This window comes from Entomohabitans teleogrylli (assembly GCF_001484765.1).
GTDB classification, from domain to species: Bacteria; Pseudomonadota; Gammaproteobacteria; order Enterobacterales; family Enterobacteriaceae; genus Entomohabitans; species Entomohabitans teleogrylli.
In genome coordinates this window covers 46120-61890 of the sequence record NZ_KQ947378.1, presented here as the reverse complement: position 1 = coordinate 61890, position 15771 = coordinate 46120, and the positions used below count along the sequence as shown (strand labels likewise).

Annotated in this window: 18 protein-coding genes; 11 read left to right on the top strand and 7 right to left on the bottom strand. The window is 55.5% G+C overall.

Translation table 11 applies throughout. From position 1 onward, the window contains the following. Nucleotides 1–2 precede the first annotated feature (2 nt). The 3 genes from mlaD to mlaF are packed head-to-tail and all read right to left on the bottom strand — an operon-like array spanning nt 3 to nt 2150. Nucleotides 3–539, bottom strand: coding sequence for an outer membrane lipid asymmetry maintenance protein MlaD (gene mlaD, locus AQ981_RS05850; RefSeq protein WP_058910824.1), 537 nt, complete (start codon nt 537–539; stop codon nt 3–5). 3 nt (nt 540–542) lie between these two features. Next, a complete protein-coding gene (gene mlaE, locus AQ981_RS05845; protein ID WP_058910823.1) occupies nt 543–1325 on the bottom strand; it encodes a lipid asymmetry maintenance ABC transporter permease subunit MlaE in 783 nt (260 codons plus the stop codon). A gap of 3 nt (nt 1326–1328) precedes the next feature. Further along, on the bottom strand, nt 1329–2150 hold the full coding sequence (mlaF, locus tag AQ981_RS05840; RefSeq protein ID WP_058910822.1) for a phospholipid ABC transporter ATP-binding protein MlaF: 822 nt from the start codon (nt 2148–2150) through the stop codon (nt 1329–1331). A gap of 234 nt (nt 2151–2384) precedes the next feature. On the opposite strand from mlaF, the gene AQ981_RS05835 reads away from it, so the two are divergent. The 11 genes from AQ981_RS05835 to npr all read left to right on the top strand — a co-directional run bounded on the left by AQ981_RS05835 (nt 2385) and on the right by npr (nt 10478). Continuing rightward, complete coding sequence (locus tag AQ981_RS05835; protein ID WP_058910821.1) at nt 2385–3347, top strand: calcium/sodium antiporter; 963 nt, start codon at nt 2385–2387, stop codon at nt 3345–3347. A 50-nt stretch (nt 3348–3397) separates the two neighbouring features. Then, nucleotides 3398–4384 (top strand): arabinose-5-phosphate isomerase KdsD, encoded by a 987-nt coding sequence (kdsD, locus tag AQ981_RS05830; protein WP_058911080.1) that lies wholly within the window; start codon nt 3398–3400, stop codon nt 4382–4384. Nucleotides 4385–4402: 18 nt separating this feature from the next. After that, nucleotides 4403–4969 (top strand): 3-deoxy-manno-octulosonate-8-phosphatase KdsC, encoded by a 567-nt coding sequence (kdsC, locus tag AQ981_RS05825; RefSeq protein ID WP_058910820.1) that lies wholly within the window; start codon nt 4403–4405, stop codon nt 4967–4969. Further along, nucleotides 4966–5529: an LPS export ABC transporter periplasmic protein LptC gene (lptC, locus tag AQ981_RS05820; protein ID WP_058910819.1), complete on the top strand. Its 564-nt coding sequence runs from the start codon at nt 4966–4968 to the stop codon at nt 5527–5529. The genes kdsC and lptC overlap by 4 nt, the downstream gene beginning before the upstream one ends. Beyond that, on the top strand, nt 5510–6067 hold the full coding sequence (lptA, locus tag AQ981_RS05815; protein WP_058910818.1) for a lipopolysaccharide ABC transporter substrate-binding protein LptA: 558 nt from the start codon (nt 5510–5512) through the stop codon (nt 6065–6067). Before lptC ends, lptA begins: the two co-directional genes overlap by 20 nt. A gap of 6 nt (nt 6068–6073) precedes the next feature. Then, nucleotides 6074–6799, top strand: coding sequence for an LPS export ABC transporter ATP-binding protein (gene lptB, locus AQ981_RS05810; protein WP_058910817.1), 726 nt, complete (start codon nt 6074–6076; stop codon nt 6797–6799). A 170-nt stretch (nt 6800–6969) separates the two neighbouring features. Continuing rightward, nucleotides 6970–8403 carry an RNA polymerase factor sigma-54 gene (gene rpoN, locus AQ981_RS05805; RefSeq protein ID WP_058911079.1) on the top strand — a complete coding sequence of 478 codons (1434 nt, stop codon included), beginning with the start codon at nt 6970–6972 and terminating at the stop codon, nt 8401–8403. A 22-nt stretch (nt 8404–8425) separates the two neighbouring features. Next, complete coding sequence (gene hpf / locus AQ981_RS05800; protein WP_058910816.1) at nt 8426–8713, top strand: ribosome hibernation promoting factor; 288 nt, start codon at nt 8426–8428, stop codon at nt 8711–8713. Nucleotides 8714–8796: 83 nt separating this feature from the next. Then, a complete protein-coding gene (gene ptsN, locus AQ981_RS05795; RefSeq protein ID WP_058910815.1) occupies nt 8797–9291 on the top strand; it encodes a PTS IIA-like nitrogen regulatory protein PtsN in 495 nt (164 codons plus the stop codon). Between the two features lie 63 nt (nt 9292–9354). After that, on the top strand, nt 9355–10209 hold the full coding sequence (gene rapZ / locus AQ981_RS05790; RefSeq protein ID WP_058911078.1) for an RNase adapter RapZ: 855 nt from the start codon (nt 9355–9357) through the stop codon (nt 10207–10209). Further along, on the top strand, nt 10206–10478 hold the full coding sequence (gene npr / locus AQ981_RS05785) for a PTS phosphocarrier protein NPr (RefSeq protein WP_058910814.1): 273 nt from the start codon (nt 10206–10208) through the stop codon (nt 10476–10478). The genes rapZ and npr overlap by 4 nt, the downstream gene beginning before the upstream one ends. On the opposite strand, the gene mtgA is transcribed toward npr, so the two are convergent. The 4 genes from mtgA to mnmL form a co-directional block, all read right to left on the bottom strand. Then, the gene (mtgA, locus tag AQ981_RS05780) at nt 10479–11195 is read right to left on the bottom strand and encodes a monofunctional biosynthetic peptidoglycan transglycosylase (RefSeq protein WP_058910813.1); all 717 of its coding nucleotides are present in this window, start codon (nt 11193–11195) and stop codon (nt 10479–10481) included. Beyond that, the gene (elbB, locus tag AQ981_RS05775; protein WP_058910812.1) at nt 11195–11848 is read right to left on the bottom strand and encodes an isoprenoid biosynthesis glyoxalase ElbB; all 654 of its coding nucleotides are present in this window, start codon (nt 11846–11848) and stop codon (nt 11195–11197) included. The genes mtgA and elbB overlap by 1 nt, the downstream gene beginning before the upstream one ends. A 230-nt stretch (nt 11849–12078) precedes the next feature. Further along, a complete protein-coding gene (gene arcB / locus AQ981_RS05770; RefSeq protein WP_058910811.1) occupies nt 12079–14421 on the bottom strand; it encodes an aerobic respiration two-component sensor histidine kinase ArcB in 2343 nt (780 codons plus the stop codon). A 199-nt stretch (nt 14422–14620) separates the two neighbouring features. Then, nucleotides 14621–15523, bottom strand: a complete 903-nt coding sequence (mnmL, locus tag AQ981_RS05765) for a tRNA modification radical SAM protein MnmL/YtqA (protein WP_154675911.1) — start codon at nt 15521–15523, stop codon at nt 14621–14623. Nucleotides 15524–15771: the final 248 nt, after the last annotated feature.

Here is a 15771-nt window from a genome sequence, read left to right as displayed (position 1 = left end):
GATTACGGCGCGGCAGGAACATTATTCTCTGTGCCGGACGCCGGCGCATCGCCAGAATTCTTATTATCAGATCCTTTGCTGTTGTACAGGAACTGACCGATCAGATCTTCCAGCACCATCGCGGATTTGGTGTCCTGAATTTTATCGCCGTCTTTCAGAATAGCGGTTCCCAGCTCAGGGTCCTCAAACCCCACGTTGAGCGCCAGATACTGCTCCCCCAGCAGGCCGGAGGTACGGATCGCCAGTGAACTGGTATCCGGAATGTGGTTATAGCGCTCATTGATATTCAACGTAACGCGCGGCAGGTAAGTTTGCGGATCCAGCGTAATATCGCTCACCCGACCGATCACCACCCCGCCAACACGCACCGGCGAACGCACTTTGAGACCGCCGATATTGTCAAAAGTGGCATACACCCGATAGGTAGCCTCGCTGCGCAAGGAAGTCACATCCGCCACTTTCAGGCACAGGAAAATTATCGCCACCAGCGCAACCAACATAAATGTGCCGACCCAGACTTCAAATTTCTTTGTTTGCATGACTTAATTCCCGAACATCAGTGCAGTGAGCACAAAATCAAGGCCAAGTACGGCCAACGATGCGTGTACAACAGTACGTGTAGTCGCCCGGCTGATCCCTGCGGAGGTCGGAATCGCATCATAGCCATTAAATAACGCAATCCACGTTACCGTAATGGCGAACACCACACTCTTAATAACACAGTTAACGACATCCATACGCCATTCAACAGCGTCCTGCATCGCCGACCAGAAGAAGCCGGCGTCGATGCCTTTCCAGCTTACCCCGACCAGCGCGCCGCCCCAGATACCCACGGCGACGAAAATCAGCGACAGCAGCGGCAGAGAAATAACGCCGGCCCAGAAACGCGGGGAGATCACCCGACGCAGCGGGTCAACGGCCATCATCTCCATACTGGAAAGCTGTTCGGTGGCCTTCATCAGCCCTATCTCCGCCGTCAGCGCCGAGCCGGCGCGCCCGGCGAACAACAGAGCGGACACCACCGGCCCCAGCTCACGCAGCAACGATAGCGCCACCAGCATGCCAAGACTGGTTTCCGCGCTATAAGTGGTCAGCACCAGATAGCCCTGCAGCCCAAGCACCATACCGATAAACAGACCGGAAACAATGATGATCAGCATCGAAAGGACGCCGACGTAATACAGCTGGCGAACCAACAGCGGCGCGTGTTTGCGGAACTCGGGACGCCCCACCAGCGCGTTGAATAACATCAGCCCGGCTCTGCCGAAGGTGGCGCAGGTATTAATCCCCCGCCGCCCCAGTGATGCCAGTGAATTTAACAGCATAGGTTACTTAACTCCCTGTTCCTGTCGAAATAAATCAGATGAGTAACTCCCGGCGGGAAAGCGGAAGGGAACCGGCCCATCGGCAATACCATCAAGGAACTGGCGCACCCGGGGATCGCCATTGGTCTGCAGCTCGTTCGCCGTACCGTGGGCCACAACCTGCCGATCGGCGACAATATAAGCGTAGTCGGCGATGCTCAACACTTCGGGGACATCATGAGAAACCACGATACAGGTGACGCCGAGGGAGCGATTAAGTTCAGAGATGAGTTTAACCAACACCCCCATGGTGATCGGATCCTGGCCGACAAAAGGCTCGTCAAACATGATCAGGTCAGGCTCAAGGGCTATCGCTCGGGCCAGCGCGGCGCGACGCGCCATCCCACCGGACAGTTCAGAAGGCATTAGCATAGCCGCGCCGCGCAGCCCCACGGCTTCCAGCTTCATCATTACGGTGCTGTGCAGCAACGGTTCCGGCAGTTGAGTATGTTCGCGCAGCGGATAAGCCACGTTTTCAAATACATTGAGATCGGTAAACAGCGCGCCAGACTGAAACAGCATACTCATGTGTTTACGCACACTGTATAACCGTGAGCGCGACATCGCAGGAATATTCTCGCCGTTAAACAGGATCTCCCCCCGCTCAGGGCGAATTTGCCCGCCGATCAGCCGCAACAACGTCGTTTTGCCGATCCCCGAGGGCCCCATAATCGCCGTGATCTTCCCACGCGGAACGGTCAGCGAAATGTCGTCAAAAATACAACGTTCGCCGCGGGAAAACGTCACCCCCCGCACATCGACCAGGTTCGTCTGCGACTGACTCATTCGCTTGTCCTTTCCCACTAAATCGTAAGGGTTAAGCATGGCGCGAAACCACACCACAAACCCAACATTTTTACAGAATATTACCAGCGGCAGTTAGCGAAAACTGGCATTTGTTTTACTTTTCCGCCGCATACCGTCAAAATTAGGAGATCTACAACCCCCGGGCAATTTGTCAGCGCGACCAGGTCCTTCAGGCCACTGGGCCGGCGATTATACCTGAATATAGGATTCTGCATGCTTCTGGCGACGACCCTGTTAATAATCGGTTTACTCCTGGTGGTCTACGCCGCCGATCGTCTGGTCTTCGCCGCTTCCATATTGTGCCGCTCACTGGGGATCCCACCGCTGGTTATCGGCATGACGATTGTCAGCGTCGGCACCTCGCTACCGGAGATGCTGGTCTCCAGCGTAGCAGCGCTCCACGGGCAGCTTGACCTGTCCGTGGGCATTGTGCTGGGCTCCAACACCACCAACATTCTGCTGATCCTCGGTCTGGCGGCCTTATTGCACCCATTTACCGTGCATTCTGATATCCTGCGCCGGGAATTACCGCTAATGTTGATAGCCAGCCTGCTGGCGGGATGGCTGCTGTCCGACGGCGCGCTCAGCCGCATCGACGGAGTAATTTTGCTACTGGCCGCGGTGTTTTATCTTTTCTTTATCATTAAGATAGCCCGGCTGGCCGAGCGCCAGGGCAACGACAGCCTGACCCGGGAGCAACTGGCAGAGCTACCGCGCGAAGTAAACGGTTCGGTCGCCTTTCTGTGGCTGGGAGTGGCGTTGATCCTGATGCCGGTCGCCACCCGCATGGTGATCGACAATACGGCGGTGATCGCCAATTACTTTAACTTTAGCGAACTGTTGATCGGGTTAACCCTGATATCAGTCGGCACCAGCCTGCCGGAGCTGGCCACGGCGATCGCCGGCGCACGGAAAGGTGAAGACGACATTGCGATTGGTAATATTATTGGCTCAAGTATTTTCAATATTACCCTCGTTCTGGGCCTGCCGGCGCTGATTGCCCCGTCAGAGGTCGATCCGCTCGCCATCGCTCGCGATTACTGGGTGATGCTGGCCGTCAGTGTGATTTTCGCCGCGCTATGCTGGCAGCGTCGCCGCATCGGAAAACGCGCAGGGGCGTTGCTACTGAGCAGCTTCGTGGTATGGGTATCGGCGCTCTTTATTTTTTCCGCCTGAACACCGGCGCAGTAAAGAGCACCAGGGTCGGAACAACTGAGAAATCATTTATGTCGCATGCAGATTTACCTCCGGGCTTTGACTTTCAGCAGGCGGGGAAAACGGTCCTGAAGATTGAACGTGAGGCCCTGGATCAGCTCGATCAGTACATTAATGAAGATTTCACCCGCGCCTGCGAGAAAATATTCTGGTGCGCCGGCAAAGTGGTGGTGATGGGTATGGGCAAATCGGGCCATATCGGACGTAAGATGGCCGCCACCTTCGCCAGCACCGGCACTCCGTCGTTCTTCGTGCACCCCGGCGAAGCCAGCCATGGCGATTTGGGGATGGTCAGCGCTCAGGATATTGTCCTCGCCATCTCCAACTCCGGCGAATCCAATGAAATTCTGGCGCTCATTCCGGTGCTTAAGCGCCTGCAGGTGCCGTTGATCTGTATGACTGCCCGTCCCGACAGCGCGATGGCCCGGGCGGCGGATATTCATCTGTGTATTAAAGTTCCCCAGGAGGCGTGCCCGCTGGGGCTGGCGCCGACCTCCAGCACCACGGCGACGCTGGTAATGGGCGACGCGCTGGCGGTCGCTTTGCTGGAAGCCCGCGGTTTTACCGCAGAAGATTTCGCGCTCTCCCACCCCGGCGGCGCGCTTGGGCGTAAACTGTTACTACGGGTCAATGATATTATGCACACCGGGCAGGAGATCCCCCACGTCAGCCGCGACGCCACGCTGCGCGACGCGCTGCTGGAGATCACCCGTAAAAACCTGGGAATGACGGTTATTTGCGACGATCTGATGAAAATCGAAGGTATTTTTACCGACGGCGATCTGCGCCGGGTCTTCGATATGGGACTCGATCTGAACAACATGAAAATTGTCGATGTCATGACCCCGGGCGGTATCCGTATTCGTCCGGGGACCCTGGCGGTCGATGCACTCAACCTGATGCAGTCGCGTCATATCACCTGTGTACTGGTTGCCGATGGCGACCAGTTACTGGGTGTGGTACATATGCATGATTTACTGCGCGCCGGCGTAGTGTGATAAAGGATAATGAAGTAAATGAATCACCAGACATCCACGGTTGAAACCTGCTATGGCCCGGTAAGCGCCAGCGTAATGGAAAAAGCGCGGCATATACGGCTGTTGATCCTCGACGTTGACGGCGTCATGTCCGACGGGTTGATTTATATGGGCAATAACGGTGAAGAGCTGAAAGCATTTAACGTACGCGACGGTTACGGTATCCGCTGCGCGCTAACCTCCGGCATTGAGGTGGCGATCATCACCGGGCGTAAAGCAAAACTGCTGGAAGATCGTTGCCAGACGCTGGGTATTGCCCATCTCTATCAGGGGCAATCGGACAAACGTCAGGCGTTCGATGAACTGTTGAGTAAGCTGGCGCTGAGCGCCGACCAGGCGGCCTATATCGGCGACGATTTAATTGACTGGCCGGTTATGGAGCAGACCGGGCTCAGCGTAGCAGTCGGCGACGCGCATCCGCTGCTGTTGCCCAAAGCCGACTATGTGACCCGCATCAGCGGCGGCCGCGGCGCGGTGCGTGAAGTGTGCGACCTGATACTACTGGCGCAGGACAAACTTGATCAAGCCACAGGGCAGTCGATATGAGTAAAACCAGGCGCTGGATCATTACCCTGCTGGCACTGCTGGCGCTGATTCTGATCGGCGTCAACCTCGTCGATCGCGACGAAGCGCCGCCGCCGGTGACCAGCGACAATGAACCGACCTACAAAAGCGATCAGTCCACCACCCTGGTATACAGTCCGGAAGGCGCGCTGAGTTATCGCCTGGTGACGAAACACGTTGAATACTTCTCCTCAACCTCGGTATCGTGGTTCACGCAACCGATCGTGACCACCTATGACAGCGATCAAAAAGCCACCTGGTCAATCCGCGCCGATCGCGCCAAACTTACTCAGGAGCGCATGCTTTATTTATACGGCCATGTGGAAGTGAATGCGCTGAGCGCTGACTCGCAGTTGCGCAAAATCACCACTGACAGCGCCCAGATTAACCTTGTGACCCAGGATGTTACCTCTGATGACCTGGTCACACTTTATGGCACCACATTTAATTCCAGCGGCCTGAAGATGCGTGGTAATTTGCGCAGTAAAACCGCCGAGCTGATTGAAAAGGTTAGAACCTCCTATGAAATCCAGAATAAATAAACTCAGCCTTCACCTGGTACTGGCCAGCACCCTGCTGGCGGGCAGCCTTCCCGCCTTCGCGCTGACCGGCGATACCGACAAACCGATCCATATCGAATCGGATCAGCAGTCGCTGGATATGCAGGGCAATGTGGTGACATTTACCGGTAACGTGGTCGTCACCCAGGGCAGCATCAAAATTAACGCCGACAAAGTGGTCGTTACCCGCCCGGGCGGCGAAAACGGCAAAGAGGTGATTGACGGCTACGGCAACCCGGCGCGTTTTTACCAGATGCAGGATAGCGGTAAGCCGGTAAAAGGCAACGCCAGCCACATGCACTATGAGCTGCAGAACGACTATGTGGTGCTGACCGGCAACGCTCAACTGGAACAACTGGACAGCAACATTAAAGGCGACAAAATCACCTATCTGGTGAAAGAGCAGAAAATGCAGGCCTTTAGCGATAAGGGCAAACGCGTGACCACCGTCCTGGTTCCGTCGCAGCTCCAGGACAAGAGCAATAATGGCAATAACGCCACCCAGAAAAAGAGTCAGTAACTACCGATGGCAACATTAATTGCGAAAAACCTCGCCAAAGCCTATAAAGGCCGGCGCGTGGTGGAAGACGTGAGTCTGACGGTCAAGTCGGGCGAAATTGTCGGCCTGCTGGGTCCTAACGGGGCGGGGAAAACCACGACTTTCTACATGGTGGTGGGCATTGTGCCGCGCGATGCCGGCAATATCATCATCGATGATGAAGACATCAGCCTGCTGCCGCTGCACGCCCGGGCGCGTCGCGGCATCGGTTACCTGCCGCAGGAAGCGTCTATCTTCCGACGCCTGAGTGTATTCGACAACCTGATGGCGGTGCTGCAAATCCGTGACGATCTCTCCGCGGAGCAGCGTGAAGACAGAGCCAACGAGCTGCTGGAAGAGTTCCATATCGATCATCTGCGCAACAACCTCGGCCAGTCGCTGTCCGGCGGCGAACGCCGTCGCGTTGAAATCGCCCGCGCGCTGGCCGCTAATCCCAAGTTCATTCTGCTTGATGAGCCCTTCGCCGGGGTAGACCCGATTTCGGTTATCGACATTAAGAAAATCATCGAACATTTACGCGACAGCGGCCTGGGCGTGCTAATCACCGACCATAACGTGCGTGAGACACTGGCCGTCTGTGAGCGCGCTTATATTGTCAGCCAGGGGCACCTGATAGCCCACGGTTCGCCGGACGAAATCCTCCATAACGAGCAGGTTAAGCGCGTATACCTTGGGGAAGAGTTCAGACTCTGATAGGGTAAGGTTATTCACCAACTGGAACCCCGCAGCGCGGGAGATTCCGGCATGACGAATCGGCATGATTCGTTCTGAGAAAACGCCGCCAGTGACGGCGGCGTTATGATGACATAACAGACTGATATCGCGGCGCGCGGTATCCCGACCTGAGGATGTTTGCTCTGAATATGAAGCAAGGTTTGCAACTGAGGCTCAGCCAGCAGCTCGCCATGACCCCGCAACTACAGCAGGCAATTCGTCTGCTGCAGTTATCGACGCTGGAACTTCAACAGGAGCTTCAGCAGGCGCTGGAAAGTAACCCATTGCTTGAGCAAACCGATCCCCACCTGGAAGTGGAATCCCACAGCGCGCCGGAGCAGGAAGCCCTCGACACCCGCGAAGCGCTGGAACAAAAAGAGATGCCGGACGAACTGCCGCTGGACGCCAGTTGGGACGAGATCTATACCGCCGGCACCCCTTCCGGTACCCGCGCCGATTATCAGGATGATGAACTGCCCGTTTATCAGGGCGAAACTACCCAGACGTTGCAGGATTACCTGATGTGGCAGGTGGAGCTGACCCCCTTTTCCGACACCGATGCCGCTATCGCTACCTCCATCGTCGACGCGGTGGACGACACCGGTTATCTGACGGTGTCGCTGGAAGAGATCCGCGAAAGCATGGGCGATGACGAGATCACCCCGGAAGAGATCGAAGCTGTTCTCAAGCGTATCCAGCGCTTCGATCCGGTCGGCGTGGCGGCCAGGGATCTGCGCGATTGCCTGCTGGTCCAGCTCTCCCAGTACGACAAATCAACCCCCGGGCTGGAAGATGCCCGGCTGATCGTCAGCGACCATCTCGATCTACTGGCTAATCACGATTTCCGCACCCTGATGCGCGTCACGCGCCTGAAAGAAGAGGTGCTGAAAGCGGCGGTTAACCTGATCCAGTCGCTGGATCCGCGTCCCGGTCAGTCGATCCATACCAGCGAACCGGAATATGTTATTCCGGACGTACTGGTACGTAAACATCAGGGGCAATGGGTGGTCGAACTGAACGCCGACAGTATCCCGCGCCTGAAGATCAACCAGCAGTATGCGGCAATGTGCGGCGGCACCCGCAATGACAGCGACAGTCAATTCATTCGCAGCAATCTGCAGGAAGCCAAATGGCTTATTAAAAGTCTCGAAAGCCGCAACGATACGCTACTGCGCGTCAGTCGCTGTATTGTCGAACAACAGCAGGCTTTTTTTGAACACGGCGAAGAACATATGAAGCCGATGGTGCTGGCGGATATCGCCCAGGCCGTGGAGATGCACGAATCCACTATCTCGCGAGTGACGACGCAAAAATACCTGCACTGTCCGGCAGGCATTTTCGAATTGAAGTATTTCTTCTCCAGCCACGTGAATACCGAAGGCGGCGGCGAAGCCTCCTCCACGGCGATCCGCGCCCTGGTGAAGAAATTAATCGCGGCGGAAAACCCCGCGAAGCCGCTAAGCGACAGTAAGCTCACCGCTATGCTATCCGATCAGGGCATCATTGTGGCGCGGCGCACTGTCGCGAAGTATCGAGAGTCATTATCGATTCCACCATCAAACCAGAGAAAACGGCTGGTTTGACTCAACCGATAAGGAAGACACTATGCAGCTCAACATTACAGGACATAACGTCGAAATCACCGAACCGCTACGCGATTTTGTGAACACGAAGTTTGCCAAACTGGAGCAGTATTTTGAACGGATCAATCAGGTCTACATTGTGTTGAAAGTGGAGAAAGTCACCCAGATTGCTGATGCGACCCTGCATGTGAACGGCGGGGAACTGCATGCCAGCTCTGAGGGGCAGGATATGTATGCGGCCATTGACGGGCTGATCGATAAACTGGCGCGACAGTTAACTAAACATAAAGACAAACTGAAACAACATTAAATGGTCCGGGCGTTTATTGCTGCGTCAGCGGCCTGTTGTCTGCCGACGGCAGGCCGCAAGCGCAAAAATGCTTAGGTGAAACTATGACGAATAATGATTCCGCTCTCCAGTTGAGCAATGTACTGAACCAGGAATGTACCCGCAGCCGGGTACACTGTCAGAGCAAAAAACGCGCTCTGGAAATCATCAGCGAACTGGCCGCCAGGCAGCTCGGCCTGCCGCCGCAGGTGGTATTTGAAGCCGTTCTTACCCGGGAAAGGATGGGCAGTACCGGTATTGGTAACGGTATCGCCATTCCTCACGGTAAGCTTGAGGAAGACACGCTACGCGCCGTGGGGGTATTCATTCAACTGGAAACGCCGGTTGCTTTTGACGCGATTGATAATCAACCGGTCGATTTACTGTTCGCCCTTCTGGTGCCCGCCGACCAGACAAAAACGCATCTGCACACCCTTTCTCTGGTGGCAAAGCGTCTGGCGGACAAAACCACCTGTCGCCGCCTGCGAGCCGCGGCCAGCGATGAAGAGCTGTACCAGATTATTACCGAAACCAGCGTTCAGCAAAGTGAAGAAGAATAACAGCAATATTCCGGCCCGGTTGAGGAGCGATTTGCCGGCCGCTACGTGGGGGAGAAACTGTTCATGGTGCTGATGATTGTCAGCGGTCGTTCTGGCTCAGGGAAATCCGTCGCGCTGCGCGCGCTGGAAGATATGGGATTCTACTGCGTAGATAACCTGCCGGTCGTTCTGCTGCCCGAGCTGGCCAAAACGCTTGCCGAGCGCCAGATTTCGGCGGCAGTCAGTATTGATGTCCGCAACATGCCGGAATCGCCGGAAGTGTTCGAAAAGGCCATGCAGCAGTTGCCGGATGGTTTCTCGCCGCAATTGCTGTTCCTCGACGCCGATCGCAATACGTTGATCCGCCGCTATAGCGATACGCGCCGCCTGCATCCGTTATCCAGCAAGAATCTTTCGCTGGAAAGCGCCATCGATGAAGAAAACGATCTCCTGGAACCGCTGCGCTCCAGAGCCGATCTGATCATCGATACCTCAGAAATGTCGGTGCACGAACTGGCGGAAATGCTGCGTACCCGTCTGTTGGGTAAACGCGAGCGCGAACTGACGATGGTGTTCGAATCATTTGGCTTCAAACATGGCATCCCCATCGACGCCGATTACGTTTTCGATGTGCGCTTTTTGCCTAACCCCCACTGGGATCCCAAACTGCGCCCGATGACCGGTCTCGACAAGCCGGTTGCCGCCTTCCTCGACAGACACACAGAAGTTCACAATTTTATTTACCAGACACGCAGCTATCTTGAGCTATGGTTACCGATGCTGGAAACCAACAATCGCAGCTATCTTACGGTGGCTATCGGTTGTACCGGGGGTAAGCATCGTTCGGTTTATATCGCCGAACAGTTGGCAGATTACTTCCGCTCGCGCGGTAAGAATGTGCAATCACGTCACCGTACTCTGGAAAAGCGTAAAACATGACCGTCAGGCAAGTCGTAGAGATCACCAATAAGCTGGGCATGCATGCCCGCCCGGCGATGAAACTCTTTGAGCTGGTGCAAAGTTATGATGCTGAAGTGCTACTGCGTAACGAAACGGGCACCGAAGCCGAAGCCAGCAGCGTGATCGCGCTGCTGATGCTGGATTCGGCAAAAGGGGGGCATATCGAAATAGAAGCTAACGGACCTCAGGAAAGAGAGGCGCTGGACGCCGTCATCGCCCTGTTCAACGCTGGCTTTGACGAGGACTGATTACCTCAGCCCGTGCTGCGCCAGAAAAGACTCCCCGCCCAACTGGCGCATTTGCCGTAAAACCCACTGTTGGCGGTTTCTGACGTAGCCAGAAGGCGCGTCGGCTTTAAAACGAATTGGATTGGGTAATACCGCCGCCAGCAGCGCCGCCTCCGATTGAGTGAGATGGCTGGCGGGCTTGTGGAAATAACGGCGGGCCGCCGCTTCTACGCCGAACACCCCGTCGCCAAATTCGGCGATATTAAGATAGACCGTCAGAATGCGCCGTTTACTCCACACCGTTTCCATACTCAGCGTGACGCCGGCTTCCAGCCCTTTGCGCAGCCAACTGCGCCCATCCCATAAGAACAGGTTTTTCGCGGTCTGCTGGGAAATGGTCGATGCGCCGCGCACCCGCCCGTCGCCGCGCTCGTTGTAACTAATCGCCTGTTGGATCGCCGAAACGTCAAAGCCCCAGTGCTCCGGAAACTTTTGATCTTCCGCGGCGATCACCGCCAGCGGCATCCACGGCGAGATATCATCCATCCCCACCCAGTCAGAATGGGCGACATAGCGGAAATCCCCGGAAAACCAGGCGCTGAGCTGACGTTCGATCATGACGGCGGAAAAAGGGACCGGTAAAAAACTGAACATCACAATACCGGCGACCCACAAACCGATAATGCCCAGCGCCAGGCGCCACAGTACGCGCCTGATGCGCCGCCCGATACCTGGCATCACGCCGTCAAATCCAGTACCCGAGCCACCAGTTTTTCTATCCCCAGCGCCGCTTCATCAATGCTTTTAGCCAGCATATACGCCGGCGTACTGACCACCTTTTGCTCTTCATCCACCACAATGTCATCCACCGGACAGGGGATATGCTCGCCACCCATCTCTTCAATCACCTCCGCGGTATCCACGTCGGTGCCGATGGTCAGGCGCAGCGGTTGCTCCAGCAACTTAGGCAGCATTGCCGGCGCGATACACATAAATCCCAGCGGTTTACCTGCCGCATGGCAGGCCTGCACCAGCTGTTTTAAAGACTCATCCGCCACGCAGGCGCTGCCCTGGCTGGCGAAATTACTGAGGTTTTTCGCCGCGCCGAAGCCGCCGGGCACAATCACGGCATCCAGCTCTTCCGCCCGGGCCTGAGAGAGCGGGCGAATATCGCCGCGGACAATTCGCGCCGCTTCAATCAAAACATTACGGTTTTCCACCATCGGCTCGCCGGTCAGATGGTTAATGACATCAAGCTGCGGTTTATCGGGAGCAAAACAGACGGCCTGCGCGCCATGACGGGCGATAGCCAACAACGTCAGCACCGCTTCATGAATTTCAGTGCCATCATAGACGCCACAGCCACTAAAAATGACGCCGATCTTTTTCATACGTGCTCCTTAACATTCTTTGCTGTAAATCACCTGAAATCGCCGATTTGGGCGCTACGCTTCACACATTTTACTGATCCATGTAACAAATCATTTAAGATTTGCTATCTTATGGGTCTGCAACCCATCGATATCACGCGGCGCTGTACCCAGAACAGCTAATGACTAACAGCGGCGCTAATGTTTCCCTGGTGTTGGCGCAGTATTCGCGCACCCCGGTTCCACCGGGGTCATTTTTTGCCTTGCGCTTCTACCCACGTTTTCAGCCTGGCGACATCGTTTTGCCACTCTTGCTTCAGCTCTTCCACCCAATCGCCAACGTTATCCCACCACGCCGGTAAATCGGGAGACTGTATCTGTTGCGCCACCTGCTGGAGATGGCGCAGCCCGACGGAACCGGCCGCTCCTTTGATCTTATGACCCTCTTCGACAATCCCTTTCTGATCGCGCGCCGTCAGATTCGATTCCAGAATACTCAAATATCCCGGCATCATTTTCTCGAACACCGCCAGGCCGTCAGTAATCAGTTTCGGCCCGACCAGCTCGATATATTGCTCCAGCATGGCCAGATCGAGTAACGCCTCATCGGCATTATCAGTATGTTTCTCAGTGGTCATGGTGTTCTCCTCTTCTTCCGGGGCATCCCAGTATTTTTTGATCATTGCCGTCAGCGCCGGCACCGCCAGCGGTTTACTGAGCACATCATCCATACCGGCATCCAGGTACTCACGCTTATCTTTCAGGACATTCGCCGTCAGGGCCACCAGCGGCGGCAGCTCATCGCTCTGGTAGCGCTGACGCAGTTCTCTGGCGATATCCAGACCGGTCATATCCGGCAACTGGATATCCAGCAACGCCAGGTCAAATTCCCCGGGCTGGAACTTCTCCAGCGCTTCTTTACCGGTCATCGCCACTTCCACGCTACTGCCGAGCTTTTCCAGCACCGAACGGGCGACAATCACGTTGAGCTCAATATCTTCCACCAGCAACACATGCAAGGCCGGCAGCGGCATCTCATCCGCCGGCAGAGTATCATCCACTTCTTCCGCCACCCGCGGCGCATGGACCGTCAGTACAAACAGCGAACCCTGCCCCGGCGTGCTGCTGACGACAATGTCGCCGCCCATGTTTTTCGCCAGCCGGCGCGACACCGCCAGGCCAATGCCGGTACCGGTAGCCGGTTTCCCGCCCTGACTGTCTTTCACCTGGTAATACATGGCGAAAATTTTATCCTGCTCTTCCTGGGGGATACCGATCCCGGAATCCTGCACTTCAAAACGCAGCATATCGCCATCTTCATAACGTACCCGCAGCGTGACCTGCCCCTGCTGGGTAAATTTGACGGCGTTGCTAATCAGGTTCCAGAGGATTTGCCGTAGCCGGGTACCATCGGTAACCACCTGATGAGGAATCGGCGGCGTCGGCTCCATGATAAAGCGCAGCCCCTTTTGCTGGGCCTGCAGACCAGATAAATTCTCCAGATCGGACAGGAAACCGGTAAAGTCGATCGGCTGATTATCCAGTTGGACTTTGCGGCGCTCCATTTTGTCCATGTCGATAATATCGTTGAAGATATTACCCAGCGTGACGGCGGAGACGTGGATAGTTTTAAGATACTTCTCCTGCTCGGGCGTTAAATCGGTATCCAGCAGGATGCGGCTCAGGCCGACAATGCCGTTGAGCGGGGTACGCAATTCATGGCTGATGGTGGAAATAAAGGTGGTCTTGTCACGGCTGGCGCGCTCCAGGGCATCCTGATAACGCTTACGTTCAGTAATATCACGGCCAAAACCCATCAGACCGTGGCGCTTGCCCACCCGGTCATAGTAGGGCACTTTGCGGATCTCAAAACAGGCTTTACGACCGTCCGGATAGTCCAGCCATTGCTCGTAAGTCAGCGACACATTGTGGCGGAACACTTTTTCATCGGTTTCAATCACTTTTTCCGCCGCTTCCGCCGTATAGACATCTTTAGGTTTCAGGCCGATAAGCTGCTTTTCACTTTTCCCGGTCAGCAGTTCCACCGCCCGGTTGCAGCCGGAAAACGCCTGCTCTTCATTGCGATAAAAGACCAGATCCGGCGAAGCATCAAGAAAAGAACGCAGGAAAGAGGACTGCTGTTCCAGTTGAATCTGCGTTTGTTCGCGCTCCTGCATCTCAACCTGCAGTTGTTCGAGCATGGTATGGCGTTCGGCTTCTGCCTTTTCACGCTCGGCGATTTGCTGGTTCAACTGGGCAATATTGTCTTTCAGTTGCACATTGAGCATCAAATCCCGCTCGCGCATCTCTTCAAGCTTTTCCACCAGCCGGGAAAGGCGCTGGCGGGACTCTTCAAGCTGTTCCACCACCACCGAAAGGAAATAGACCGCCCACGGGGTAATCACCAGGCCAAAGAAGATAGAGCGGATCGCGTCGATACTTTCCACTTCGCCACGCAGCAGCATCGTTACCGCCATCTGCACCACCATGGCGAGGATCATCAGCGCCAGTGCCAGCAGCAATGAGAAGCGAACCAGCCCCAGCTTCATCATCAAATCCACGTAATACTGCGCCAGTAAACGTATTTGCTTCATGAAAAAAATCCCGGATGAAGTATGCCCATGGAATCACAGGAGTAAACTAACCGCTACATTACCACTCCCGGGGGCAGAGATCCTGCTTAACTAAAGCGCAACATCACGATATACCGCACAAATATTCTGTTAACTAACCATCCACCAATTTGCCATCCGTTAACAAACAGCCGCCGCCCTGGCCTGCTGCCGAAACGGGTTACAGCGCCGACCCCTGCCCGCCGTGCAAAGTCAGGTAACGTGAAATTTCCACCATCCCGGTCCAGCGATTTTCACACCACAGCGGCGCCAGCAGGGTTGGCCGTCGCGCGCTGGCGGAAACCCGGTGATAAACTATCTCCAGCGGCGTATGGCGAATCATCTCGCCGGCCGTCATCGCGTATTCATCCAGTTCAATGGCGCCGATCCTGCCCGCCTGCCAGGCTTTGGCCATAATGCTACCCTGAACGATATGCAGCGGATGCAGCTTGATACCGTCGACGCCAGTCTCCACTACCCGGTCAAGGGTATTCAGATTATGCTGCGCCGTTTCGCCAGGCAGTCCGACAATCAGGTGACTGCACACTTTCAGCCCGCGCTCCCGGGCCCGGCGCGCGGTCTGCTGATAACAGGCGAAATCATGTCCGCGATTGATACGGCGCAGCGTTTTGTCATGAGCGCTCTGCAGACCCAGCTCCAGCCAGACTTCATAACCGGCTTCCCGATAGCCGTTGAGCAAATCCAGCACACTGTCCGGCACGCAGTCCGGACGGGTACCTACGCACAGTCCGACGACGCTGGTCAGTTCGATAGCCTGCTGATACATGGAACGCAGCACCTGAACTTCCGCCCAGGTGCTGGTGTAGGCCTGGAAATAGGCCAGATAACGGCTGGCGCGGTTAACACGTTCGGCCTGGCTGGCCAGTTGCCGGGCAATGGAATGGTGCTGCGAAGATTCATCGGCAAAAGAGGCGACATGACAGAATGTGCAGCCGCCGCGCCCGATCGTGCCATCGCGGTTCGGGCAGCTAAACCCGCCATGCAGGCTCAGCTTATGGACTTTTTGCCCATAGCGGCGCGCTAAATCACCGCCAAACATATTGACTAATTTCTGTAACTGCATAATCTGATGGGCCGGCCCGTAAAAAGGGGCCCAGCCTGCCATTTTTTATTCGTGCTGGCGATGACCTGGATCAATCGCCGGATGAAGCACATCCATTGCATATTCATGCGAAATAAATGATATTTCATTCAAAGAAAAATTAATGATTTTTTCTTATGACACAGAGGATTATTTAAAAAATATTGTCCACGGTACAAAACAGGCATATTAATCGGAGTTAAAATAATCACCAGCATATCATGCTGGAA